We start from the raw sequence: 18,072 nt of genomic DNA, 5'->3' as shown, positions 1-18,072 counted from the left end.
TTGACCGCGAAATCAAAGAGTTAGTCTAAACTAACTTGATTAAAATGCCCCCTTTTTTGGGGTAGAGCCAAATTGATTATATTTGTTATTCTTTTTTGTGGCATAGCTTTTTTGCTGACCGATTACTTTGATTTTCTAAATAAATCCAGAGAGGTAGAGGTTAATTGGTTTCTGTTTACAGCTACTGCATTGCTTGCTGGTGTAGCATACTTTGAGTTTAATAGAGCAAATAAACTTTCAAGCAATGAATTTTTATTATTTATCTCAAATCGATGGAGCAGCCCTGAAATAATAAAAGCTAGACAAATTATTCACAATTTTTTTGTTCAAAATTATAGAAATCCTGAAAGCACGACTTTTAATGATTATAACTGCTCACTCTGTAAAACGTCTAAAGACATTCTTGAGTTAAGTAGAAAAGATGGAGAAAATGGAAGCGATTTCATATATCGTCTTAACTTGATCGATTATTTAGAAACAATCAGCTATTTTTACGATCGAGGTGACCTCGATGGCGGCGACATTCAAAATACTTGTGGACATAATATTCTTTTTCTTTATGCCGTATTTCAATCATATAAGGATCAACGCCAGAAACATGATAAAACATATTTTGCCAATATTGATAACTTATACAATGATCTAAAAAAGCGTAGCTCAAAATTTAAATGACTCATTTATTTTCCATAAGTTTTTTAACCCCAGCTAAATATCTCACAGCCAGTGTCCCAGCAATATAAGCTTGCGTGCTCTGACATACATTATCTAATTCTGAAGGTGATTTAAAATAAAGTTTTGTATATTCCTTTAAAAGAGTTTGAGATGAATCCTTTTGCAACTCGGTAAGTTTATTATACTGTTTTTGAGCCAGTAATCTTTGACTATTAAGGAGTTGCCTTCCTGTAACATTATCTTGCATATATTTGTTATACCGAAATTGAGAAGCAACAGATAAATTCTGCCAGACATAAGCTATAACAAAATCTTGGGGAATCCCTATGCCACGATAATATAAATCTGCTAATGTTCCTTGGGCTGCAGGATTCCCATGTTTTGCGGCTCGATCTAACCAATAAAATGCCAAATTAAGATTAGGTAGGATTTTAGATACCCCAGCAATATCGTTTGAGTCATTATTTGATCTATATTTCTCTGTTAAGTTCGCAGAATGTAGATAAACTTCACCAAGATTATTCTCAGCTAAAACGGAGTGATTTTCAGCAGCTTTTTTATAGTTTTCAATAGATTTTAGTAAGTCGCTAAGTTTACCTTTTGAATGAAGCCATAAAGAACCGCTTTTAAATTTATTGTCATATAACAAGCCCAAAGCAAAATAGGACGGAGTATAATCATATTTTGATGATTTAATTAAAGCATGCACCACAGTATCAAATTGTTTCTGATCATGAATAAACTCAAATTCGCATAACCCCATACGGTAATAATAGTAACCTGGATTATCCTTTAAGGTTTTCTGATCTTTTTTAATTTCTTTGCATGAGGAAGACGCATTTACTGGTAAAGAGCAACCCATTGAAAAAATAATGGTAGATAACCATACACCAACTGATTTAATTATATATTTCATTATTTACCTTTATAGATTCATTATTCTTGAAAATTTTCCTTCATGCGATTTAGTCCATAGTATTTGGAGTTAGCCTGACATTTACCTTTTCTAATTTGAAGAACAGTCCATGAGTGCAGTAGGAATTCTGCCCATATTCCTTTCTTCTTAAATGATTCTATTGATCTACCCTGATAATCCCTAAAACCATATTCATCATCTATTTCTGCATCTACTATAAAAACTTGCTCCTCTCCTTCAAATAAACTAAATACACCATGCTGAGTAGATTCATCAGGCAGCCAAGAAGATCGTTCATGGTAAGAAATGCTTAACTGATGACTTTGCCAGTTAAATGTTATTTTTTTTGAATTTCTATTCTGCTCATCCTCAAATTCAATAAGGTTAAATATATTCAAATGATTTTCAAAATCCTCGCGTTTAAGCCAAGATGAATAGTAACGAATATCATCCCATACATCGATCAAAGCCAAATCTAATTTGTGCTCTATAGCAAATTGAGACAGTCTATTTTTACATTCTAAAGCAGCGGCATAATCCAATGCATGCTGCTTAGCTAATGCTGCCTTGTGTTGTTCAATTTTCGCGTTAATTTCATTTTCTGCTTTTTTGGAAATTTTTTTTATAGAATCCAAAAAATTATCGTCTTCATATATCATTGAAATAACCTTAGAAATAAATGTAAATCCCATCTGGATAATCTTTTTTATTAATTTTGAAAAAATATTATAAAAATTACCTAAGTTGTGTTGCACTGACTTTATCCCCGGTATCAGAGTTAATAAGCTCATCGTCACAAACAACAATATTTTCAATAGGTAGCCATAAAGTTGAATCAATTCTATCGATGGAGTCGACTTCCCAAACAGAGTTATCTTCAAGAACAATTACACTACCATCAGAAGATTTAGATTTAATCCAGTGTCCAGATTCACAAGCCAATATTGATGTTGAAAATATGTACATAGAAAAAATGATTAACAGTTTTTTCATTTATTCCTCAATTGTAATTAGATAACTAATCAGCTAATAAAATTAATCTAGCTACCATTTAAGCTTTGCCTGTCTCCGGCTGAGGCTGCTTCTTGCTTACAAACATAAGCACCTCGTTTTGTAGATCCATACCAACGCGCCCCCTTCTTATGCCATATACCCGTTGGCAAATTTAACCAAACTACTTCATCATCTGGGCAATGACTTTGTGCAGAGACTTCTTCTGAAAAAAGTGTCAATCCATCAGCATAAATTGGTGTAATAAAATTGCACATTAAGAAAATGGAAAGAAATAGAAATTTCTTCATACAATGTCCCAAGTCTGTAAGTTTAATGGCAGACATTATTGCGACAATGAACACCAGATCGCGGATTTGCTGCGCGATGTCTTTGAACAAAAGTTCCATTTCTTTTTATGTAAGGCCTAACCGTATGTGTTCTGCCATAAGAAGAACCATATCTTGGAGTTTTATACGAATAAGAGTAGCCGTGATTTGCATAACTTGCAGATATTGGTAATAAAGAAAAATAACACAACCCTAACAATAAAAATTTTGCTTTCATTACAGCCTCATTAAAAAACGATGAGTTACAGAGCCGAACTTTTATTATTATTTTCACGCAAAATGAATTCACTTGTCGGGTGATAACAACTCAACTTAGTGATCATATATTAATCACTCGAGAGGCATGCTAAGAAATCCTTAGTATTGTGTCAAGCAAAAAATTAAGATTCAGAGTTGACATGGTAATTTATACTCTACCTAAACGATTAAAAGAAGCGGCTTGCATCAAAGCTATCCCAAAAGGATTGGGTATTGCCGCAAGAATCGATCATCTATGAGCGTTAATTATTTAAACGAAAATCATATTTCAAAATATTTGGTAGTCGTTTTATATTGATAACAATATGATCATGAACACTTATAGTTTGATAGTTGAATTTTGGAAATAACTTATCTTCCCAAAAAGACTGGTTATTATTTGAACCATCCCATTCAACTATTTCAATCGTAAATTTGGGATTTGAATTGATTTTAGTGTTTCCCATGATTTTGTTGGTAATCCATTTTTTTATTTCAAAATTAATATGATCATCGAAACCACTATAACCAAGAGAGATAATTTTATTACTTTCTGATAATGCATTAATAAAAAAATCGAAGTAGACAGCAAGTAAATCACTCCCAGAGATTACATCTGTTTTGTATTTTGTATTCGTTAAAACAATGTGTGAGTGTTCACCATTTTCATCAAATGCTTCCGGTAAACTAAGTCTGATATTTTCTTTACGAATACCATCATTTTCTGATTTGAATAGAGGGGAACCATGTAAATGTAAATACCAACCAAACTTTTTTGTAATACGTAGTAAATTTTCATGACAAAAATTACCCGTAGTATTGTGTATACCATCAACTAAATCACCATAGTATCCACTGCAAATTTTTTTCTCAATTAGCCACTCGTATAGTAATTTATCGTAGTTTAAAGTTGCTATGTGACAAGGATAATCACTAAGAATATATTTATACAATCTATCAATAAATTGTTCTGGCAGCTTCTCTGGGTATTCGCAAAAATGTTTTGCCGTTCGATAAATAAACTCTTGGTAGGTTGCCGGAAAAGATTCGCCCTGTTGAGATAAAAATTTTAAATTAACATCTTTATACTTCAATAATTTTTTACATGCAGTAGCAGTAATATGTTGCTGTTCTAATTCATCTTCACTTCTCGGTAACTGATCATTTTTTAAAGCAATAATACGTTTTTCCTTCTCAGTAAATGTTTGCCACGAAGCATTTAATCCAGTTTCTAATAAGAAATAATCTGGGTCTAAAGCCATACCAATTCCATTACAATTATAAAGGTTGTGGTCATAATATTCTCCCTTGTTACAACCTTTATATTAGTTCAAATTTTACTCGCTCTCTTACAGAGAAACTGCCAAATTACTCAATGAACATAACTTATCAACTGCTTTAATTCCCTTTTCAACTCAGCAAATTCATGCTGCATATCTCTGATCTCTTTACATCTTGCCCCATGCTTAAAGCTATTTTTTTGAGAAATAGCTTTACCCTCTATGGTCCTAGGACCCGTTGAATACTCCCACGGTTTCTGTTGACGTATTCGCTGTGCCTGTTGCAATCGTTGTTCCAATGTCCATATTCTTTGCTTCATAAGCGACCTTAGCATTCAGTTCGTTTGCAATTTTTTTATTATTTTCAATTTCATATGCTTCAGATTTTACATTATTGTTTACTTGCTGAGTAATAGCATTATTTTGTTGTTTTATTATAGTCGTTGTCCGACGGGGGTGTTTTAGCTCTGCCAATGCCATTAGCGTTTTTCTGCAGCCAGATTGAGCCTTTAGTGCAATACTCGCAAAAACCTCCGCGTGTTCCATATTTGAACTAGGTAACTTACCTAGTGCATCATAGAATAGATACTCAAGACTTTTAGCTTGTGTCATAAGCATGGCTTCAATTTCATTAGTATCATTGTTGTGAATACGATCCACACTCCTGGACAATCGCTCAAGTGCGGCTTTCCCATCAAATCCATTGCCATGTAATTTACTAAGTGCCATAGTTGCATGGCCACGGCAATGTAAGTAAAACTCTGTAGTTGCTGCGTTCTTTTTTTCGTCGGCTTTTTTCTTTTCATCTTGCTCTAACATTATTTGAGCTTTGGTCTTTCTAGCCATTATCCTTCTCCTTGAGTTAGCCTGAAAATTTATAAAAACCACATGAACAAAATGGTTGCCGATAACCGCATTTGCAAACTATAGTTGATTGAGTATCCCCAGCAACAAAACTATATTCTTCTTGATTATTATCGAGGGAGCTCAGGGAACCAGGGGAACTTGCTTGTTCCACCTGCATTTCCAGGGTTCCCTCGGGCGTTGCTTTAGGGGGAACCGGGGAGCTTGATATTAACTCCATACTAGCTAATAAGTTAAGAACGCCCATAGTTAAGCCTCCTCTTTGACTAAAATCCAGTACAATGAAAGAGTCCGCCCTTCAACTTTTACTTTTTTAGAATTTTTCCCGTGATCTTTTTCGATAATCCACTGAGCGTCATTCAATGTCTGTAAAATAATTTTTAAATCAAATCCTGTTGCTGCTTCTTGCAATGCTGACGAATTAAATAAGAAGACACGTCCTCCATTAGTATCTTTCCAATAACCTGCACGGTCTCGAACTACAGGTCTTTGATCAATGTTATCTCCTTCGTATGCGATCGCTTTTTGATCAATTCCGGAAAAGCGACTATCTCCATGTCTATCAATGAAATGACGTATCCCTTGAAGTATCTGGCGCATTTCTGTTTGCCCCTGACCTCGAAAATCACGCCATTTACTGAATAATTCAATAGCGGCTTCTAATGCTTCACCCTCTTGCCATCCAGTTAAACCATATTCAGTTGCTTTTTCACCAGCGAGGGCAATTAATGCAAATAAACAAGCCGCGCGGCTTTCTATACCATCTGAAGAACAAAAACCGCTTAATTTACAAAACCTGGCATATAGCTCTGATAGATTGTCCTTATCTTCCAAAAGTTTTTTTATAAATTCTGGACCAGCAACCCCAAAATTTAAGTTTGTAGATTGCTTCATAGAATCAGCAAAAGCGCGCCCATCGTTTAATCCATGAAGAGTATCAAACGTACCAAACGCTCGATCAGTCGCAGGGATATTCAGCAGTCTTGCTTCTTGACCGGCCTTAATGTTCTGCCCAGCTTCTTGCATATGAGCCGATAAAGTACGCTCTCCGCTAGATAAGACGATTGTTCGCCATCTAAATGAATCGCGTGATCCACCATTACGCTTTGCCCGCTGTTTTCCTTGTCCATTTGCTAATGCATAAATTATGGAACCAATTTCACGAGGATCACACTCACTGATTTCATCTAAAACTAATAAACTATCATTTAATGCCGCTGCTGTAGCCTCTAAACCATTAGCAGTAGCACGCCAAGCACGCACATAACCTGGACCACCCCATACACTTGCAGCTACTTGTAATGCAGTAGTTTTGCCATTACTAGACTTGCCGATTAAATGAATACCTCCACCTCCTGCAGATTGTTGTTTTGCTTTTAATAACAGCGGTGCGGCAAAGGCTGTAGACACTGATAACAATAAAATTGGGTTCCCGCTGCAACGTGTAGCAATTTGTTCACGCCATTTTTGAATATCGCCTTGCTGAATAAAATCATCATGTGCTGCATATTCTGATTGAAAGCGCACATTATCATCACCAATAGTTTTATTAGGCATTACAAAAGCGTTCCCATTGGAGTGCCATCCAGTACGTGTTGCGGCTATTGTTCTGCATTGAGGTTTTTGAAGCATTAACCAAGTATTTAAATGTTTTTTGGCATCAAGATTTATTCTGACCCCTAAATTTAGTAATTCACCACGCATTTCATCGCCATTCCCTTTTAGAAGATGCATAGGCATTGACCATTCACGCCATCCCCCAAAGGGTTGAATAAATCGTAATAATAGACCAAACGACTCATTACGCTCATCCGCCGTAATTGCGTTTGCATGAATAGGTGAAGACACCCATGTATCGATTGGTTTAGGATCTTGACCATTTGTAAATCCATGCCAATACAAACCTGGCGGCTTGGATTGGCCGCCAATTGAAAACCAATCGTCATAAACCATGTATCCAGGGCGTTTGATTTCAGGTTCATTGAGATTTTCTGGCGAAACATGATTAGGTGAGATTATCTCCAACTTTAAATCCACGGGATTTTCTATATCATCAGTATCTATGGTTCCCCCAACTAAATCTTTAGGGGAACCATCAAATAGCACGTCATCACTAATGGTTCTCTCGGTTTCCTCTGTTCCCTTTGTTTCTTCATAAATTTCTAAATCTATGTTAGACATGCTGCACCTCTGCGTCAGCTAGCCAACAATACAAGTCATTAAAATCTTTCAATGACTCTGGTGAACCTTCGGGCCATTTGGGTTTGCAAAATAATGCCCCAGATGCGATTGCTGCCTCACGTCCTTTTATTACCCCAGGGTTATCGGATCTCATCCTGTCATCATCTGCGCAGATGGTAATTTCTGCACAAGGCATATTTTTACGAATATGGAGAGCAACTGGTTTTAAATTTCCTGCATTGCAAGCGGCAATCACACAATATGTAGGATACTTTTCAGCCAATGTAGCTCCTGTAGCAAATCCCTCACAAATAAGTATCTTTTGATTATGGTGTGGTTGATGCTGAACAGGCATAAAATGTTCTTTAATTGCCCCGTTTAACAAAAACCTTTTTTCACCAAGTTCGTTGATATACTGCAGACTCCATACTTTTCCATCAAAATCAATCACAGGTAAAACTATTTCTTGGTAAAATTGACGAGCATAGTATGGCGATATGTGTTTCTTTTTCAGGTATGGATGATGCGGATTTGCTTTTGGATAACCTTCCCAGAGGTTCTCAGCTAGACAAGCCGCGTCCTGTTGTTCCTTGTCTTTCATAGCATTACGCATTTTACTGGCTTCTTTTATGCGTTCCATTTGATTACGGAGTTCAGTTTTTGTCATGCAGCCTTGATTTTTAGCACTCCATTTAAAATAAACTCCTTTTTTCCAACTCCCAAAGACTCCACACGGCACACCATTAAGATAAAGTACATACCATCCATTTTTAGATCTAAATTTATCTCCTTCAATGTGGAAGCGATGCAGCTTCCCATCAGCAATGATCTCGTCTGGAGGAGTAATCCCGTTTGCTAAGAACTCTGCTTGGAATTGATTAATAATTTGATTAAAATCCATGATGCAAATCCTTATTGTTCCTTTTGCAATATAGCGTTAATTGGTGGCATGCTTCTTCTAGTTGACCTTGGATATAAGCCTGCCCCATCCCATACTTTTGACTAGTTCCTAAAATCCTTATCAAAAACAAGGAAAGAATTACTTCAAGTCTTTTGTCTTGCATAATCGCCCCTTTCTAGGTTTATATTCTGGAAAATCCTGTTCTATAAGTTGTTTAATATCTTCAACTCGCCAGGCAGTGATCTTTGGGCCTAGCTTTACAGGCTTTGGAAAGCGTCCCGTTTTAACTCCTTCCCACCAAGTGGATTTTCCTACTGGAATTAATGGAGAGAGACTGTGTTTAGGGCTGCCAAGAATTTGATCGATTCTTAGAAAACCAGTTTGAGGTAGTTCGTACATTAGAATTTGCTCCTGTCCAAATGAATTCAGGAGCCATGATAGAATAGGCAATTATCTGCCTCAATGCGCCCACACCCCGTCTGGGGTAGCAGCTAATTTTTCAAAACCCCAGCTGGGGTTATTTATTTTTTTCCAGTAACTTTTTACCCTTGGAAAATTTCTCTTCAAGCGTAGATTTTGCTATACCCGATACATCAGGAAAATTTTGTATTAAAAAATTAATTAAAGCATTCTGACTTTCAAAGATGGAAATATGGTTTCCTCCTTGTGTCTCCATAAACATAGTTATCACTAATGCACCAATTATATTTAGATGAGTTCTTTCAGATTTAGGAGAAATAGCCGATTCATTTATTTCTTGTTTTAATGTCTGGATGAGCTTACTTTGACGATCAATAAGGCTTATAGCTTCACTGTATTGTTCTTTTAATTTATTGCAGCTACTTTCCATTTTTGTATAAAGATCCTGCCAATCAGTAAGTTGAATTCCTAAAGCCTCAACAGATTCGATAAGTTCAGGGGGAATAGTAACATTAGTGAAATTCATTCGTTGAACCCATGTAAGAAAAGCTGATGGAGTTACAGGGTCGAATAACTGTTGGAACTTTACATATCCTTTTGCAGTTGTTCTAATTTCTTCAAAATTTTTCACAAAAAGAGAATAGGCTGCAAATTCTTTAATATTTTCCCAGCAAACTTTTCTTGGATCTTTGCCTAATATTAAAGCAACTCCCTCATCAATACTCCAAACAATTTGTTTACTCCAGTATGCAAAATCAGCATTACAATCCGGCTGATTAAAAAATCGTCTTTTTTCAGTTTCTTGTTGATAGTAATCTCTATACTCCCCAGTTCTTGCAAGAATACAGTCCAACTCATGATCAGTTAGTATGTTTAATCTTTTTATACGCTCTCCTGATGAGGGAAATTTCCAGTTGTTTCCATACATTCTCTTTAATTGATCTAAAGTACATTTTTTAGAGATATCATCTATTACTGCAATTTTTTCTTGCCTTTGGCTTGGGGGTATTTTCATTTTTAAATCCATATATCTCGATCAAGTAATTAATCTTTTGATGTATTTGTGGCATAGCTCGCCATCTTATCCCTTACCATAGTATCCCAAGCTAGCCATGCTTTTTTTTGCTCCTCACTGTACGTTGCGCGTTGGTAAGTAATCACTAATTTATTAAGTGGCTGGTGATTTAGCATTTTTTCAACAATGTGAGGGGGAATTTTTAAATGTTCGGCCCATGCCGTCGCAGCAGACCTTCTAAGATCGTGCACAGTAAATGGTTCCATATTAACCAAAGAAAAATCTTCATGAGACGGTGTTTGACGATTACTTTTGGGAGCTTGTCTTAATCTAGCTATATAGCGTGTTAAGGTATCTTCTCGGATATGACTTTCTTTTGCATTACGAGACGTATCAAAAACATAAGGTGATTGTCCAGTAATTGGCTGAAGATTTCTAATAATGCTGATTGCAAGATCAGAAAGGTAAATAATATGAGCTCGGCTATTTTTTGTACGCTCTTTCGGAAGAGACCAAATACCATTTTGCAAATCTAGTTCTTTCCATGACATTTTCGCCACTTCCCCTCTCCGAGCACCAGTTAAGATTAACAATTTAATAGCACTCACTGTAATTATGGAAGTGGAATTATAAGACGTAGTTGCCTTGTCTAATGCAATCCATAGCTTACTTAGTTCATCCAGAGAAAGAGCTCTGTCACGAGGAATATTAGCAGTCACATTAAAATCTTTGGGTTTTAACAAACGAGCAGGATTTTCAGTTAGATGTCGGTGTTTCAAACCATAATCAAGCATTAAATTAAGGGTCGTAAGAGCTTTACGCGTTTCTTCTTTAATCCCACTAAGTGTCATTTTTTCCAAGACAGCTGATAAGTGATATCTATTAACGTCTTTTACTAAAAGATTACCAAGAGCCTTTTTAAGGTGAAGAGCCCAGCGATCTTCGTGGCGCTTCGCCCAAAGTTCACTCATTTGGTCTGTTGCTTTAACATAAATAATCCAAGCATCAAATAGTGTTTGCATAGTGATAGCTTGTGAATTTTCTGCTTTGGCTGCGGCACGTGCCGTTCTTGGATCAATACCCTTACTCACCAATTTACGAATAGACTTTAATTCTTCGCGTGCATCTTTCATTGAAAGATCATCTAATGAACCCAACGTTATTCGATGTAATCGTCGATCATCTCCTAAACGAAAAAAGTATACCCAGCTTTTTGCACCACTGGGTCTAACTCGTAAAAAAAGACCATCTCCATCAGAAAGATTGTATTCTTTGCTCTTGGGCGGAGCATTATCAACTTCATATTTTGTTAATTTGTTCTTCAAGATACGCTCTTATTAACGGGTTAACCATGGGGATAACCAATTTGCTGGTTTTAGGTGAATTCTATTGGATTCAAATGGACAAATCAATAATAATAACTTATTGTATTCAATTGTTTTCTGGATAATAGTGGATTCATTAAGATAAATATGCACGCGCCTCCTAAGGGGCAGGTCGGAGGTTCAAATCCTCTCCGGGACGCCAATGAAATCAATGGGTTATGAATTATTTCCGGCTCTTTCCCAATTACGGGGGCACTCACATTTAACAGCACAGCACCCTAACACGAGTTCTGTAATTTTCAAAGTTACGAAAGCCATAAGCTCTTCTTTGAATCAACTTCATCTTTCTATGAAAGCCTTCAGTAATCCCGGCTCTTTCCCAATTACGGGGGCACTCCCCATTAACAACACAGCACCCTAACACGAGTTCTATAATTTTCAAAGTTACGAAAGCCATACGCTCTTCTTTGTATCAACTTCATCTTTCGATGAAAGCCTTCAGTAATGCCATTAGACTTTCTAAATCGCCACATACGTACTATCTCTTCTTTCCAATTACAAAATGTGTTTCCAAGAGCTGCTAAGGCTTTGAAAGGACTACTCCTTAGTTCATTAAGTATTTTTAAAAACTGAGGAATCTTTTTCTGACACCATTGCTTATTCATTGCTTTATGTAAAAGTAATGAATGAACTTCTTGTTGAAATTGATAAACAGCATCTATTGCAGGATGGTCTTTAAGAAAAGCATCACGCTTTAATAGTCGTTGAGGGGTTAATTTATCCGGTCTTGTGCGTAGTAAGGCTAATATCCCTCGGTTACTTTTTACTTGGCTTGCCAGTTCACGATAGGTCATCATACATTGATGTTGAAGCAACCGAATAACATGGAAGCGGTCTGCTACTATTTTTGCATTAGGAAAATGTTTTTTAACAATAGAACGATACGTGCTACTTAAATCCATGCACACTACTTTAACTCGCTCTTTTCCAACTAAAGACGCCAGATAGGTCGATAGGTCTGTTTCTCTTCTTCCTTTAACAATATCAAAAATCTTGTGTTTCTTAAGGTCACAAAGTGTGGTGGCAAACCCCTGTTTTCGACTGAAGAAATGCTCATCAATCCCCAGAACAACCGGACATGGTGTATTCATCAACTCCCGAGCTTGTTCCTTATATTGTCGATGATACCAACGTTCGATTGTAGCCTTTCCTTTATTAAATTGTTGCGCTAGGTCTTTTTGAGAGATCCCACGAGTATGATTATGAAAAACGGCAGCTTGTAGACGCCACGTGGAACGCTGATGTTTATTAATGCCACCAAATTGCTGATTACCGTAACGCTTGCAGCTATTGCAATACAACTTATACGCCTTAAAGCGCAATATCGTTCGACGATTACCTATTAACTCATGAGCCACACTGCGTAGGTAACTCGACTTCTTACGTACCTCTTTGCTATTGCAATGGGCACATCGTGCTATTCGATGATACAAAATATCTAATATAAGTGGCTGATAACCACTCACTTTTTCTATAGTAAATCCAGGTAAATTTAAGATAAGATTATGCTTCGGCACTTTAATCTCCAATTTGATCGCGAAATCAATTAGTTAGTTTAACCTAACTTGATTAAAGTGCCCCCTTTGTTGGGGTAGAGCCATCTTTCTATGAAAGCCTTCAGTAATCCCATTAGACTTTCTGAAACGCCACATACGCACTATCTCTTCCTTCCATTGACAGAAAGTCTTTCCAAGAGCTGCCAGGGCTTTAAATGGGCTATTTTTTAACTCATCAAGAACCGCATTAGGAAATCGTATACGAGGTTATTTGAGGGAGGTAGGCTTGTTTTTAGTATAAGGATTATCACAAGTTCGAAAACAGGTTCCTCTGATGTTAGAGGATGGCGAAAATGAATTGACGAATACAATGCGAGAAATAATATCTCGTTGTCCTAAGAAATTACTGGATTTAGATAAAGATATAGAAAAATACACACAAAAAATAGAGCATTTTTGTCAGCAAAGTCCTGTGTGCGAGCGCATGATGAAGCTATCAGGAGTCAGCCCAATAATAGCAAGTGCTGTATATGCAACGATGGGCAATCCCACTCATTTCAAAAATGGGCGTCATTTTGCTGCTTTCTTGGGATTAGTTCCTAAAGAGCATTCCAGTGGAGGAAAGCAGTGTTTCATGTCTATCAGTAAACGTGGAGAGCTACATACGCAGTTTACTGATACATGGTGGCCGGGCAGTTGTAAAAAATTCAGGAAAAAAAACTGATTATTTAAATTGCTGGATACAACGCCTTCATAAAGAGCGAGGTTACAATAAAGCAGCTGTGCAGTAGCTAATAAAAATGCACGTCCTATGTGGGCAATTAGGGCTTATGATGATAAGTATGTTGCTCATTTGAAGCTTTGCGCTTAAATAAAAGTTTATTAAATCAGGGTGATAAACAGAGTGAACACATGTGGAGATAAAATACGAACCTGAGTTTTGCAAATAACAGCTGATGTGAAAAGGGTAAAATCTACTCTGTAAATACCTGTGGGCTACGGTGGGCATTATTGTCCGTGCAAGCGATAAAGGAGGCAGAGTGCGAATATCATCAGGGCCCGAGTGAATAAAATAAGTCGCTCTTTGGATGGTCGGATATACGGATGCAAATACTTCACTTTTCACAGCTAATTACTTGCAAAAACGGATGAGTCCATATACGTAGCCTGGTTGCTTGCAACCAGGATTTATCAAAGGCGGCAAAGATTATCAGGCTTTTGTAATAACAAAGATGCTATTTTATGTGGTGCAAGTTCACAAAGAAGAGCAAAAACCTCAGGGTCAATTACAGATGAGCCAAAACTCGGGGCGGTACGTATTTTTTTATGCTGGCATTAAAGGATCGACAATCAGGTGAAATCCTGGTTGCAAGCAACCAGGCTACGCGTGCTATATATCACGGTTCTTTCCCATGTACGGGCATTAATCAAGAACACAAAACTTTAACCCTTAATCTGGAGTTTTCAAAATTTCTAAAACCATAAGCGCAATGTTGAATGAGTTTCATCTTTTGATGAAAGCCACTTAGTAAGGTTTTGTGAATTGTATATCAGCAACCGTAGCCTGGTTGCTTGCAACCAGGATTTATCAAAGGCGGCAAAGATTATCAGGCTTTTGTAATAATAAAGAGGCTATTTTATGTGGTGCAAGTTCACAAGGAAGCAAAAACCTCAGGGTCAATTACAGATGAGACAAAACTCGGGGCGGTACGTATTTTTTTATGCTGGCATTAAAGGATCGAACATCAGGTGAAATCCTGGTTGCAAGCAACCAGGCTACGCATGCTATATATCACGGTTCTTTCCCATGTACGGGCATTAATCAAGAACACAAAACTTTAACCCTTAATCTGAAGTCTTCAAAATTTCTAAAACCATAAGTGCAATGTTGAATGAGTTTCATCTTTTGATGAAAGCCACTTAGTAAGGTTTTGTGAATTGTATATCAGAACCAATTGCACCTCAAAACTAAACTCGCGATAATAGATAATTAATACACACTGACTGGCAACCAATGTTGAACATACTAGAGAATATAGATTTAACTCCCTTAAATACATTGCACTTAAAATCAACAGCATCTTACTATGTTGTCTTAAATAAAATCCAACAGCTAGCTGAAATTAGAGAAGTTATTTCTAATTTTCCAAAGTTCTTTGTCTTGGGAGGAGGCAGTAATTTAATTATACCCACTCGATATCAAGGTTTAGTTATTCATAATGAGTTACGTGGCATTACAATGAATACTGTTGGGCAAGAACAAATTGTTACAGCAATGGCAGGTGAGAACTGGGATGAGTTTGTAGCTTATTGTATTACTCATGGTGCTTTTGGGCTAGAAAATTTAAGCTTAATCCCAGGCACGGTAGGTGCATCGCCAATTCAAAATATTGGCGCGTATGGAGTCGAAGTTAAAGATTTTATAAAAAATGTTTTGGTATATGATCTTCAAACTGCAAAATTGGTTAATCTTAGTAACAGTAAATGTCAATTTAGTTATCGGAACAGTATTTTAAAAAATAATTCGCGCTTTATCGTTATTAGCGTCACGTTTACTTTATCAGCGGAGGCTAATATTAATGTAAATTACGGTGATGTGGCGCAAAAAATTTCATCTTTAACTAATCCAACACCATATGATTTGCGTAATATAATTATAAAAATTCGTCAAAGTAAATTGCCCGACCCCAACGAGCTAGGTAATGCAGGTAGTTTTTTCCATAATCCCGTTATATCAAAGAAAATGGCGCAGAATTTATGTATTCAACACCCTACTTTACCTATATACCCCACACCCAATCCCGATAAACTTAAACTATCAGCAGGATGGCTTATTGATAATTTGGGTCTGAAAGGATCGCGACAAGGTAATGTTGGCATTTACCAGCAGCATGCATTGATTATGGTAAATTATGGTGGTGCTCATCATTCAGAATTATTGGAATTTGCTGATTGGATTCAAATACAAATTAAAGAACATTATGATGTACAACTAAATATTGAACCTATTATTTTAGAATAAAATTCCTCAATACTATTTAATAATGAATAAATTCAGTAATTGGTTTAACAAATTAATAGCCTTAAGTTGCAGAGATTTGACTTAAATTCATCTATGGGTGCCAAATGTGCATATCTCAACGTATGATTATATTACAATATATTTCCATACAATTAAAAACCGGAAAAACCCTTTATTTATAAAGATATGATTTACATGGAGATATATCGAGTTGTTTATTAAATCCCCCGCCTAAGGGGCAGGTCTGAGGTTCAAATCCTCTCCGAGACGCCAATGGACAACGGTTCATTCCGAAGACATCGGTTACAAATTATACCGGAGGCATAGGTAACACTTTAGACCCAAAAGGATTCGGTAAAGGCTCCAATTTACATGTCTGCTCACCAAAATAACCTAAAACTCCTAGCAGTAACTGCTGTTATTTGGCATCCTTGGAAATTTAAAAAACCAGATTAACGTAGGAATTACTATGTCCTCTAAACAAAGTACTATTGATTTTATTCTTGATCAAATCGCAGATACTAATATGATCCGTGTGAAAAAAATGTTTGGAGAATATGCAATTTATTATCATGAAAAAGTTGTGGCTTTAGTTTGTGATGATCAGCTATTTATGAAACCAACCACCTCCGGTAAAGCATTTATCAATAACTATGTTGAAGGCATTCCCTACCCAGGAGCAAAACCTTACTTACTTATATCTGGTGACCTTCTAGAAGATAGTGAATGGCTAACTCAACTAATTAGGCTTACTGCATCAGAACTCCCTGAACCCAAAAAGAAACGTGCAAAAAAATAGTATGTGGAATGCTTCATGTTCTTAAGTATAATAATTCCACTAAAAAAAATTTCACACCTTTTTATAGGAATTACATGATGGATCTATTATAAAAGTGATAAAAAGAATAAAAGTGATCATGAATTAGAGCCTCCTCCTTTTATTGATCATTCAAAGAATCATCATTAGATGGTGAAATTAGATAAGAGTCAATCAGATTTTAATTTAACCTTTTTTTCTAAAGTTACACAGAATGAAGAGACTAGTAATCAGGATGTTATAAAAAAGCAATATGAACAAGATGGTATTTTTTATTAAACTACACCTTTAAAAAAGCCAAAAATAGGATTAAATTTTTATCTTCAGTTAGAATATGAATAATATGTAGCCTTGATACAGCCAATATAATTAAGATCTTTCATTTCACATGGCAATGCCCCCTTTTTCCTAGACACACAGGCTACTATTGCCCTATTGCATGGTTCGCTCCTGGATCACCTAGCAAAATACTATAAACAGTCTCATCCCAAATTCAATTTTAAAAGAAGAAAATATCTTTCAACCCGGCTATTTATATACTTTTGCTAAATGGGCCCAGGCTGTATTAGCAAAAAAATCCATCAAAAGACGATAAGACCAAATATTTATCAAAGTCCTACATTTGATGAAGTATTGCTTGCCTGTCAAACTCATCTGGAATGATTACAACATTGGATAGGTAATGACTTTAGCTCTTTCTTCGCTCTTCATATCAGCTATTACAATTTAAACTGTCACACACAATACAATTGTCCTGTTTGCGTGCCTTCTACACTTTTGGAATAAGCTATTGCTGCCTTAGCAGCAGATACTGGTATAAACCCATGAAAATAGTCAGCGTAGTCAATCATCGATTCCTGTAAAACGGTTGGGCTAACCACATTAATACGCACGCCCCTCGACATTTCAATGGCGGCTCCTTTAACAAAACCATCCAAGGCACCATTGACCATGGCAGCTGACGAACCATAGCGAATAGGATCACGGTTTAATATACCGCTAGTTAGTGTAAATGAACCACCCTCATTGACATAAGGAAGCCCAATCAACACCGTATTAACTTGTCCCATAAGTTTATTATTTAAACCAATGCAATATTGTGATTCCGTCATTTCATCCAACGCACCAAAATGGACAGTTCCAGTTGTTAAAATAACCGCATCGACTCGGCCCAGCGTTTTATACATGTTTTCTATCGAATGATACTCTGTTATATCAACAAAGACATCACCATCTTGCCTTGCAGCGATTATTACTTCATGACGGGATGATAGTTCCTTGACCACTGCCCGCCCTAAAGTGCCTGTTCCACCTATAACGACGATGCGCATAACAACCTCCAAAATTCGTGAATAAGAATAAGTATAATTACTTGCAAAATAGCAAACAATAAACAAAAATTGATAACATTATTTACTATTTGGAGGTAATCATGGAGATTCTGGGGTGATTGCTGCTGAAAAAACCCAGAGATACCCTGCATATTAGTACTCCAACTCAGCGAATATGATTGGGGTGACTACCAT

The 18,072-nt window shown here is 36.5% G+C and carries 20 protein-coding genes and 3 pseudogenes; 4 read left to right on the top strand and 19 right to left on the bottom strand.

All coding sequences use genetic code 11. The annotated features are described in order from the left end of the window. Positions 1–72: 72 nt before the first annotated feature. A complete protein-coding gene (locus DYH34_RS07760) occupies positions 73–672 on the top strand; it encodes a DUF4760 domain-containing protein (protein WP_058465817.1) in 600 nt (199 codons plus the stop codon). A gap of 1 nt (position 673) precedes the next feature. Here DYH34_RS07760 and DYH34_RS07755 read toward each other — a convergent pair whose 3' ends face one another. From DYH34_RS07755 to DYH34_RS07680, 16 genes are all read right to left on the bottom strand, one after another. Continuing rightward, entirely contained in the window at positions 674–1,588 is a 915-nt protein-coding gene (locus tag DYH34_RS07755; protein ID WP_058465818.1) for a tetratricopeptide repeat protein, read from the bottom strand. A gap of 20 nt (positions 1,589–1,608) precedes the next feature. Further along, positions 1,609–2,247: a hypothetical protein gene (locus DYH34_RS07750; RefSeq protein ID WP_131775225.1), complete on the bottom strand. Its 639-nt coding sequence runs from the start codon at positions 2,245–2,247 to the stop codon at positions 1,609–1,611. A gap of 76 nt (positions 2,248–2,323) precedes the next feature. Then, positions 2,324–2,581 (bottom strand): hypothetical protein, encoded by a 258-nt coding sequence (locus DYH34_RS07745; protein WP_058465820.1) that lies wholly within the window; start codon positions 2,579–2,581, stop codon positions 2,324–2,326. 47 nt (positions 2,582–2,628) lie between these two features. Continuing rightward, positions 2,629–2,889, bottom strand: a complete 261-nt coding sequence (locus DYH34_RS07740) for a hypothetical protein (protein WP_115342583.1) — start codon at positions 2,887–2,889, stop codon at positions 2,629–2,631. A 22-nt stretch (positions 2,890–2,911) separates the two neighbouring features. After that, on the bottom strand, positions 2,912–3,145 hold the full coding sequence (locus tag DYH34_RS07735; protein ID WP_058465822.1) for a hypothetical protein: 234 nt from the start codon (positions 3,143–3,145) through the stop codon (positions 2,912–2,914). A gap of 283 nt (positions 3,146–3,428) precedes the next feature. After that, the gene (locus DYH34_RS07730; RefSeq protein WP_058465823.1) at positions 3,429–4,427 is read right to left on the bottom strand and encodes an SIR2 family protein; all 999 of its coding nucleotides are present in this window, start codon (positions 4,425–4,427) and stop codon (positions 3,429–3,431) included. Positions 4,428–4,673: 246 nt separating this feature from the next. After that, the gene (locus DYH34_RS07725) at positions 4,674–5,291 is read right to left on the bottom strand and encodes a hypothetical protein (RefSeq protein WP_058465824.1); all 618 of its coding nucleotides are present in this window, start codon (positions 5,289–5,291) and stop codon (positions 4,674–4,676) included. A 16-nt stretch (positions 5,292–5,307) separates the two neighbouring features. Next, a complete protein-coding gene (locus DYH34_RS07720) occupies positions 5,308–5,556 on the bottom strand; it encodes a hypothetical protein (protein WP_058465825.1) in 249 nt (82 codons plus the stop codon). Between the two features lie 2 nt (positions 5,557–5,558). After that, positions 5,559–7,490 (bottom strand): DUF927 domain-containing protein, encoded by a 1,932-nt coding sequence (locus tag DYH34_RS07715; protein WP_058465826.1) that lies wholly within the window; start codon positions 7,488–7,490, stop codon positions 5,559–5,561. Then, positions 7,483–8,391 carry a toprim domain-containing protein gene (locus DYH34_RS07710; RefSeq protein WP_058465827.1) on the bottom strand — a complete coding sequence of 303 codons (909 nt, stop codon included), beginning with the start codon at positions 8,389–8,391 and terminating at the stop codon, positions 7,483–7,485. The genes DYH34_RS07715 and DYH34_RS07710 overlap by 8 nt, the downstream gene beginning before the upstream one ends. Before the next feature lie 138 nt (positions 8,392–8,529). Further along, entirely contained in the window at positions 8,530–8,790 is a 261-nt protein-coding gene (locus DYH34_RS07705) for a helix-turn-helix transcriptional regulator (protein ID WP_058465828.1), read from the bottom strand. Positions 8,791–8,908: 118 nt separating this feature from the next. Then, positions 8,909–9,838 (bottom strand): hypothetical protein, encoded by a 930-nt coding sequence (locus DYH34_RS07700; RefSeq protein WP_131775226.1) that lies wholly within the window; start codon positions 9,836–9,838, stop codon positions 8,909–8,911. 17 nt (positions 9,839–9,855) lie between these two features. Next, positions 9,856–11,151, bottom strand: a complete 1,296-nt coding sequence (locus tag DYH34_RS07695) for a tyrosine-type recombinase/integrase (protein ID WP_058465830.1) — start codon at positions 11,149–11,151, stop codon at positions 9,856–9,858. Between the two features lie 262 nt (positions 11,152–11,413). Continuing rightward, positions 11,414–11,608, bottom strand: a complete 195-nt coding sequence (locus DYH34_RS18710; protein WP_083502793.1) for a transposase — start codon at positions 11,606–11,608, stop codon at positions 11,414–11,416. Further along, a complete protein-coding gene (locus DYH34_RS07685) occupies positions 11,553–12,728 on the bottom strand; it encodes an ISL3 family transposase (RefSeq protein WP_115342582.1) in 1,176 nt (391 codons plus the stop codon). Before DYH34_RS07685 ends, DYH34_RS18710 begins: the two co-directional genes overlap by 56 nt. 33 nt (positions 12,729–12,761) lie before the next feature. After that, positions 12,762–12,968: a transposase gene (locus DYH34_RS07680; protein WP_083502794.1), complete on the bottom strand. Its 207-nt coding sequence runs from the start codon at positions 12,966–12,968 to the stop codon at positions 12,762–12,764. 238 nt (positions 12,969–13,206) lie between these two features. On the opposite strand from DYH34_RS07680, the pseudogene DYH34_RS18705 reads away from it, so the two are divergent. Next, a pseudogene (locus tag DYH34_RS18705) lies at positions 13,207–13,409 on the top strand (transposase); the annotation flags it as partial. Positions 13,410–14,134: 725 nt separating this feature from the next. On the opposite strand, the pseudogene DYH34_RS07665 reads toward DYH34_RS18705, so the two are convergent. Both DYH34_RS07665 and DYH34_RS07660 read right to left on the bottom strand, forming a co-directional pair. After that, a pseudogene (locus DYH34_RS07665) lies at positions 14,135–14,233 on the bottom strand (transposase); the annotation flags it as partial. Positions 14,234–14,529: 296 nt separating this feature from the next. Next, positions 14,530–14,628: pseudogene (locus DYH34_RS07660) on the bottom strand (transposase); the annotation flags it as partial. Positions 14,629–14,721: 93 nt separating this feature from the next. On the opposite strand from DYH34_RS07660, the gene murB reads away from it, so the two are divergent. Together murB and DYH34_RS07650 are read left to right on the top strand one after the other, a co-directional pair. Beyond that, positions 14,722–15,729 (top strand): UDP-N-acetylmuramate dehydrogenase, encoded by a 1,008-nt coding sequence (murB, locus tag DYH34_RS07655; RefSeq protein ID WP_058463329.1) that lies wholly within the window; start codon positions 14,722–14,724, stop codon positions 15,727–15,729. Positions 15,730–16,198: 469 nt separating this feature from the next. Next, entirely contained in the window at positions 16,199–16,528 is a 330-nt protein-coding gene (locus tag DYH34_RS07650; RefSeq protein ID WP_058463330.1) for a TfoX/Sxy family protein, read from the top strand. Positions 16,529–17,280: 752 nt separating this feature from the next. Here the strand turns inward: DYH34_RS07650 and DYH34_RS07645 are convergent. Beyond that, positions 17,281–17,877, bottom strand: coding sequence for a short chain dehydrogenase (locus DYH34_RS07645; protein ID WP_058463331.1), 597 nt, complete (start codon positions 17,875–17,877; stop codon positions 17,281–17,283). Between the last annotated feature and the right edge of the window lie 195 nt (positions 17,878–18,072).

Source organism: Legionella cincinnatiensis (genome assembly GCF_900452415.1).
Classification (GTDB): domain Bacteria; phylum Pseudomonadota; class Gammaproteobacteria; order Legionellales; family Legionellaceae; genus Legionella; species Legionella cincinnatiensis.
This window is presented reverse-complemented; position numbering and strand designations above follow the sequence as displayed.

Coding starts and splice junctions, on each gene's coding strand:
- DYH34_RS07650 (WP_058463330.1), top strand. CDS start 16,199: ATGTCCTCTAAACAAAGTACTATTGATTTTATTCTTGATCAAATCGCA.
- DYH34_RS07730 (WP_058465823.1), bottom strand. CDS start 4,427: ATGGCTTTAGACCCAGATTATTTCTTATTAGAAACTGGATTAAATGCT.
- DYH34_RS07755 (WP_058465818.1), bottom strand. CDS start 1,588: ATGAAATATATAATTAAATCAGTTGGTGTATGGTTATCTACCATTATT.
- DYH34_RS07745 (WP_058465820.1), bottom strand. CDS start 2,581: ATGAAAAAACTGTTAATCATTTTTTCTATGTACATATTTTCAACATCA.
- DYH34_RS07715 (WP_058465826.1), bottom strand. CDS start 7,490: ATGTCTAACATAGATTTAGAAATTTATGAAGAAACAAAGGGAACAGAG.
- DYH34_RS07735 (WP_058465822.1), bottom strand. CDS start 3,145: ATGAAAGCAAAATTTTTATTGTTAGGGTTGTGTTATTTTTCTTTATTA.
- DYH34_RS07700 (WP_131775226.1), bottom strand. CDS start 9,838: ATGGATTTAAAAATGAAAATACCCCCAAGCCAAAGGCAAGAAAAAATT.
- DYH34_RS07705 (WP_058465828.1), bottom strand. CDS start 8,790: ATGTACGAACTACCTCAAACTGGTTTTCTAAGAATCGATCAAATTCTT.
- DYH34_RS07725 (WP_058465824.1), bottom strand. CDS start 5,291: ATGGCTAGAAAGACCAAAGCTCAAATAATGTTAGAGCAAGATGAAAAG.
- murB (WP_058463329.1), top strand. CDS start 14,722: ATGTTGAACATACTAGAGAATATAGATTTAACTCCCTTAAATACATTG.
- DYH34_RS07740 (WP_115342583.1), bottom strand. CDS start 2,889: ATGAAGAAATTTCTATTTCTTTCCATTTTCTTAATGTGCAATTTTATT.
- DYH34_RS07645 (WP_058463331.1), bottom strand. CDS start 17,877: ATGCGCATCGTCGTTATAGGTGGAACAGGCACTTTAGGGCGGGCAGTG.
- DYH34_RS07750 (WP_131775225.1), bottom strand. CDS start 2,247: ATGATATATGAAGACGATAATTTTTTGGATTCTATAAAAAAAATTTCC.
- DYH34_RS07710 (WP_058465827.1), bottom strand. CDS start 8,391: ATGGATTTTAATCAAATTATTAATCAATTCCAAGCAGAGTTCTTAGCA.
- DYH34_RS18710 (WP_083502793.1), bottom strand. CDS start 11,608: ATGGCTTTCGTAACTTTGAAAATTATAGAACTCGTGTTAGGGTGCTGT.
- DYH34_RS07720 (WP_058465825.1), bottom strand. CDS start 5,556: ATGGGCGTTCTTAACTTATTAGCTAGTATGGAGTTAATATCAAGCTCC.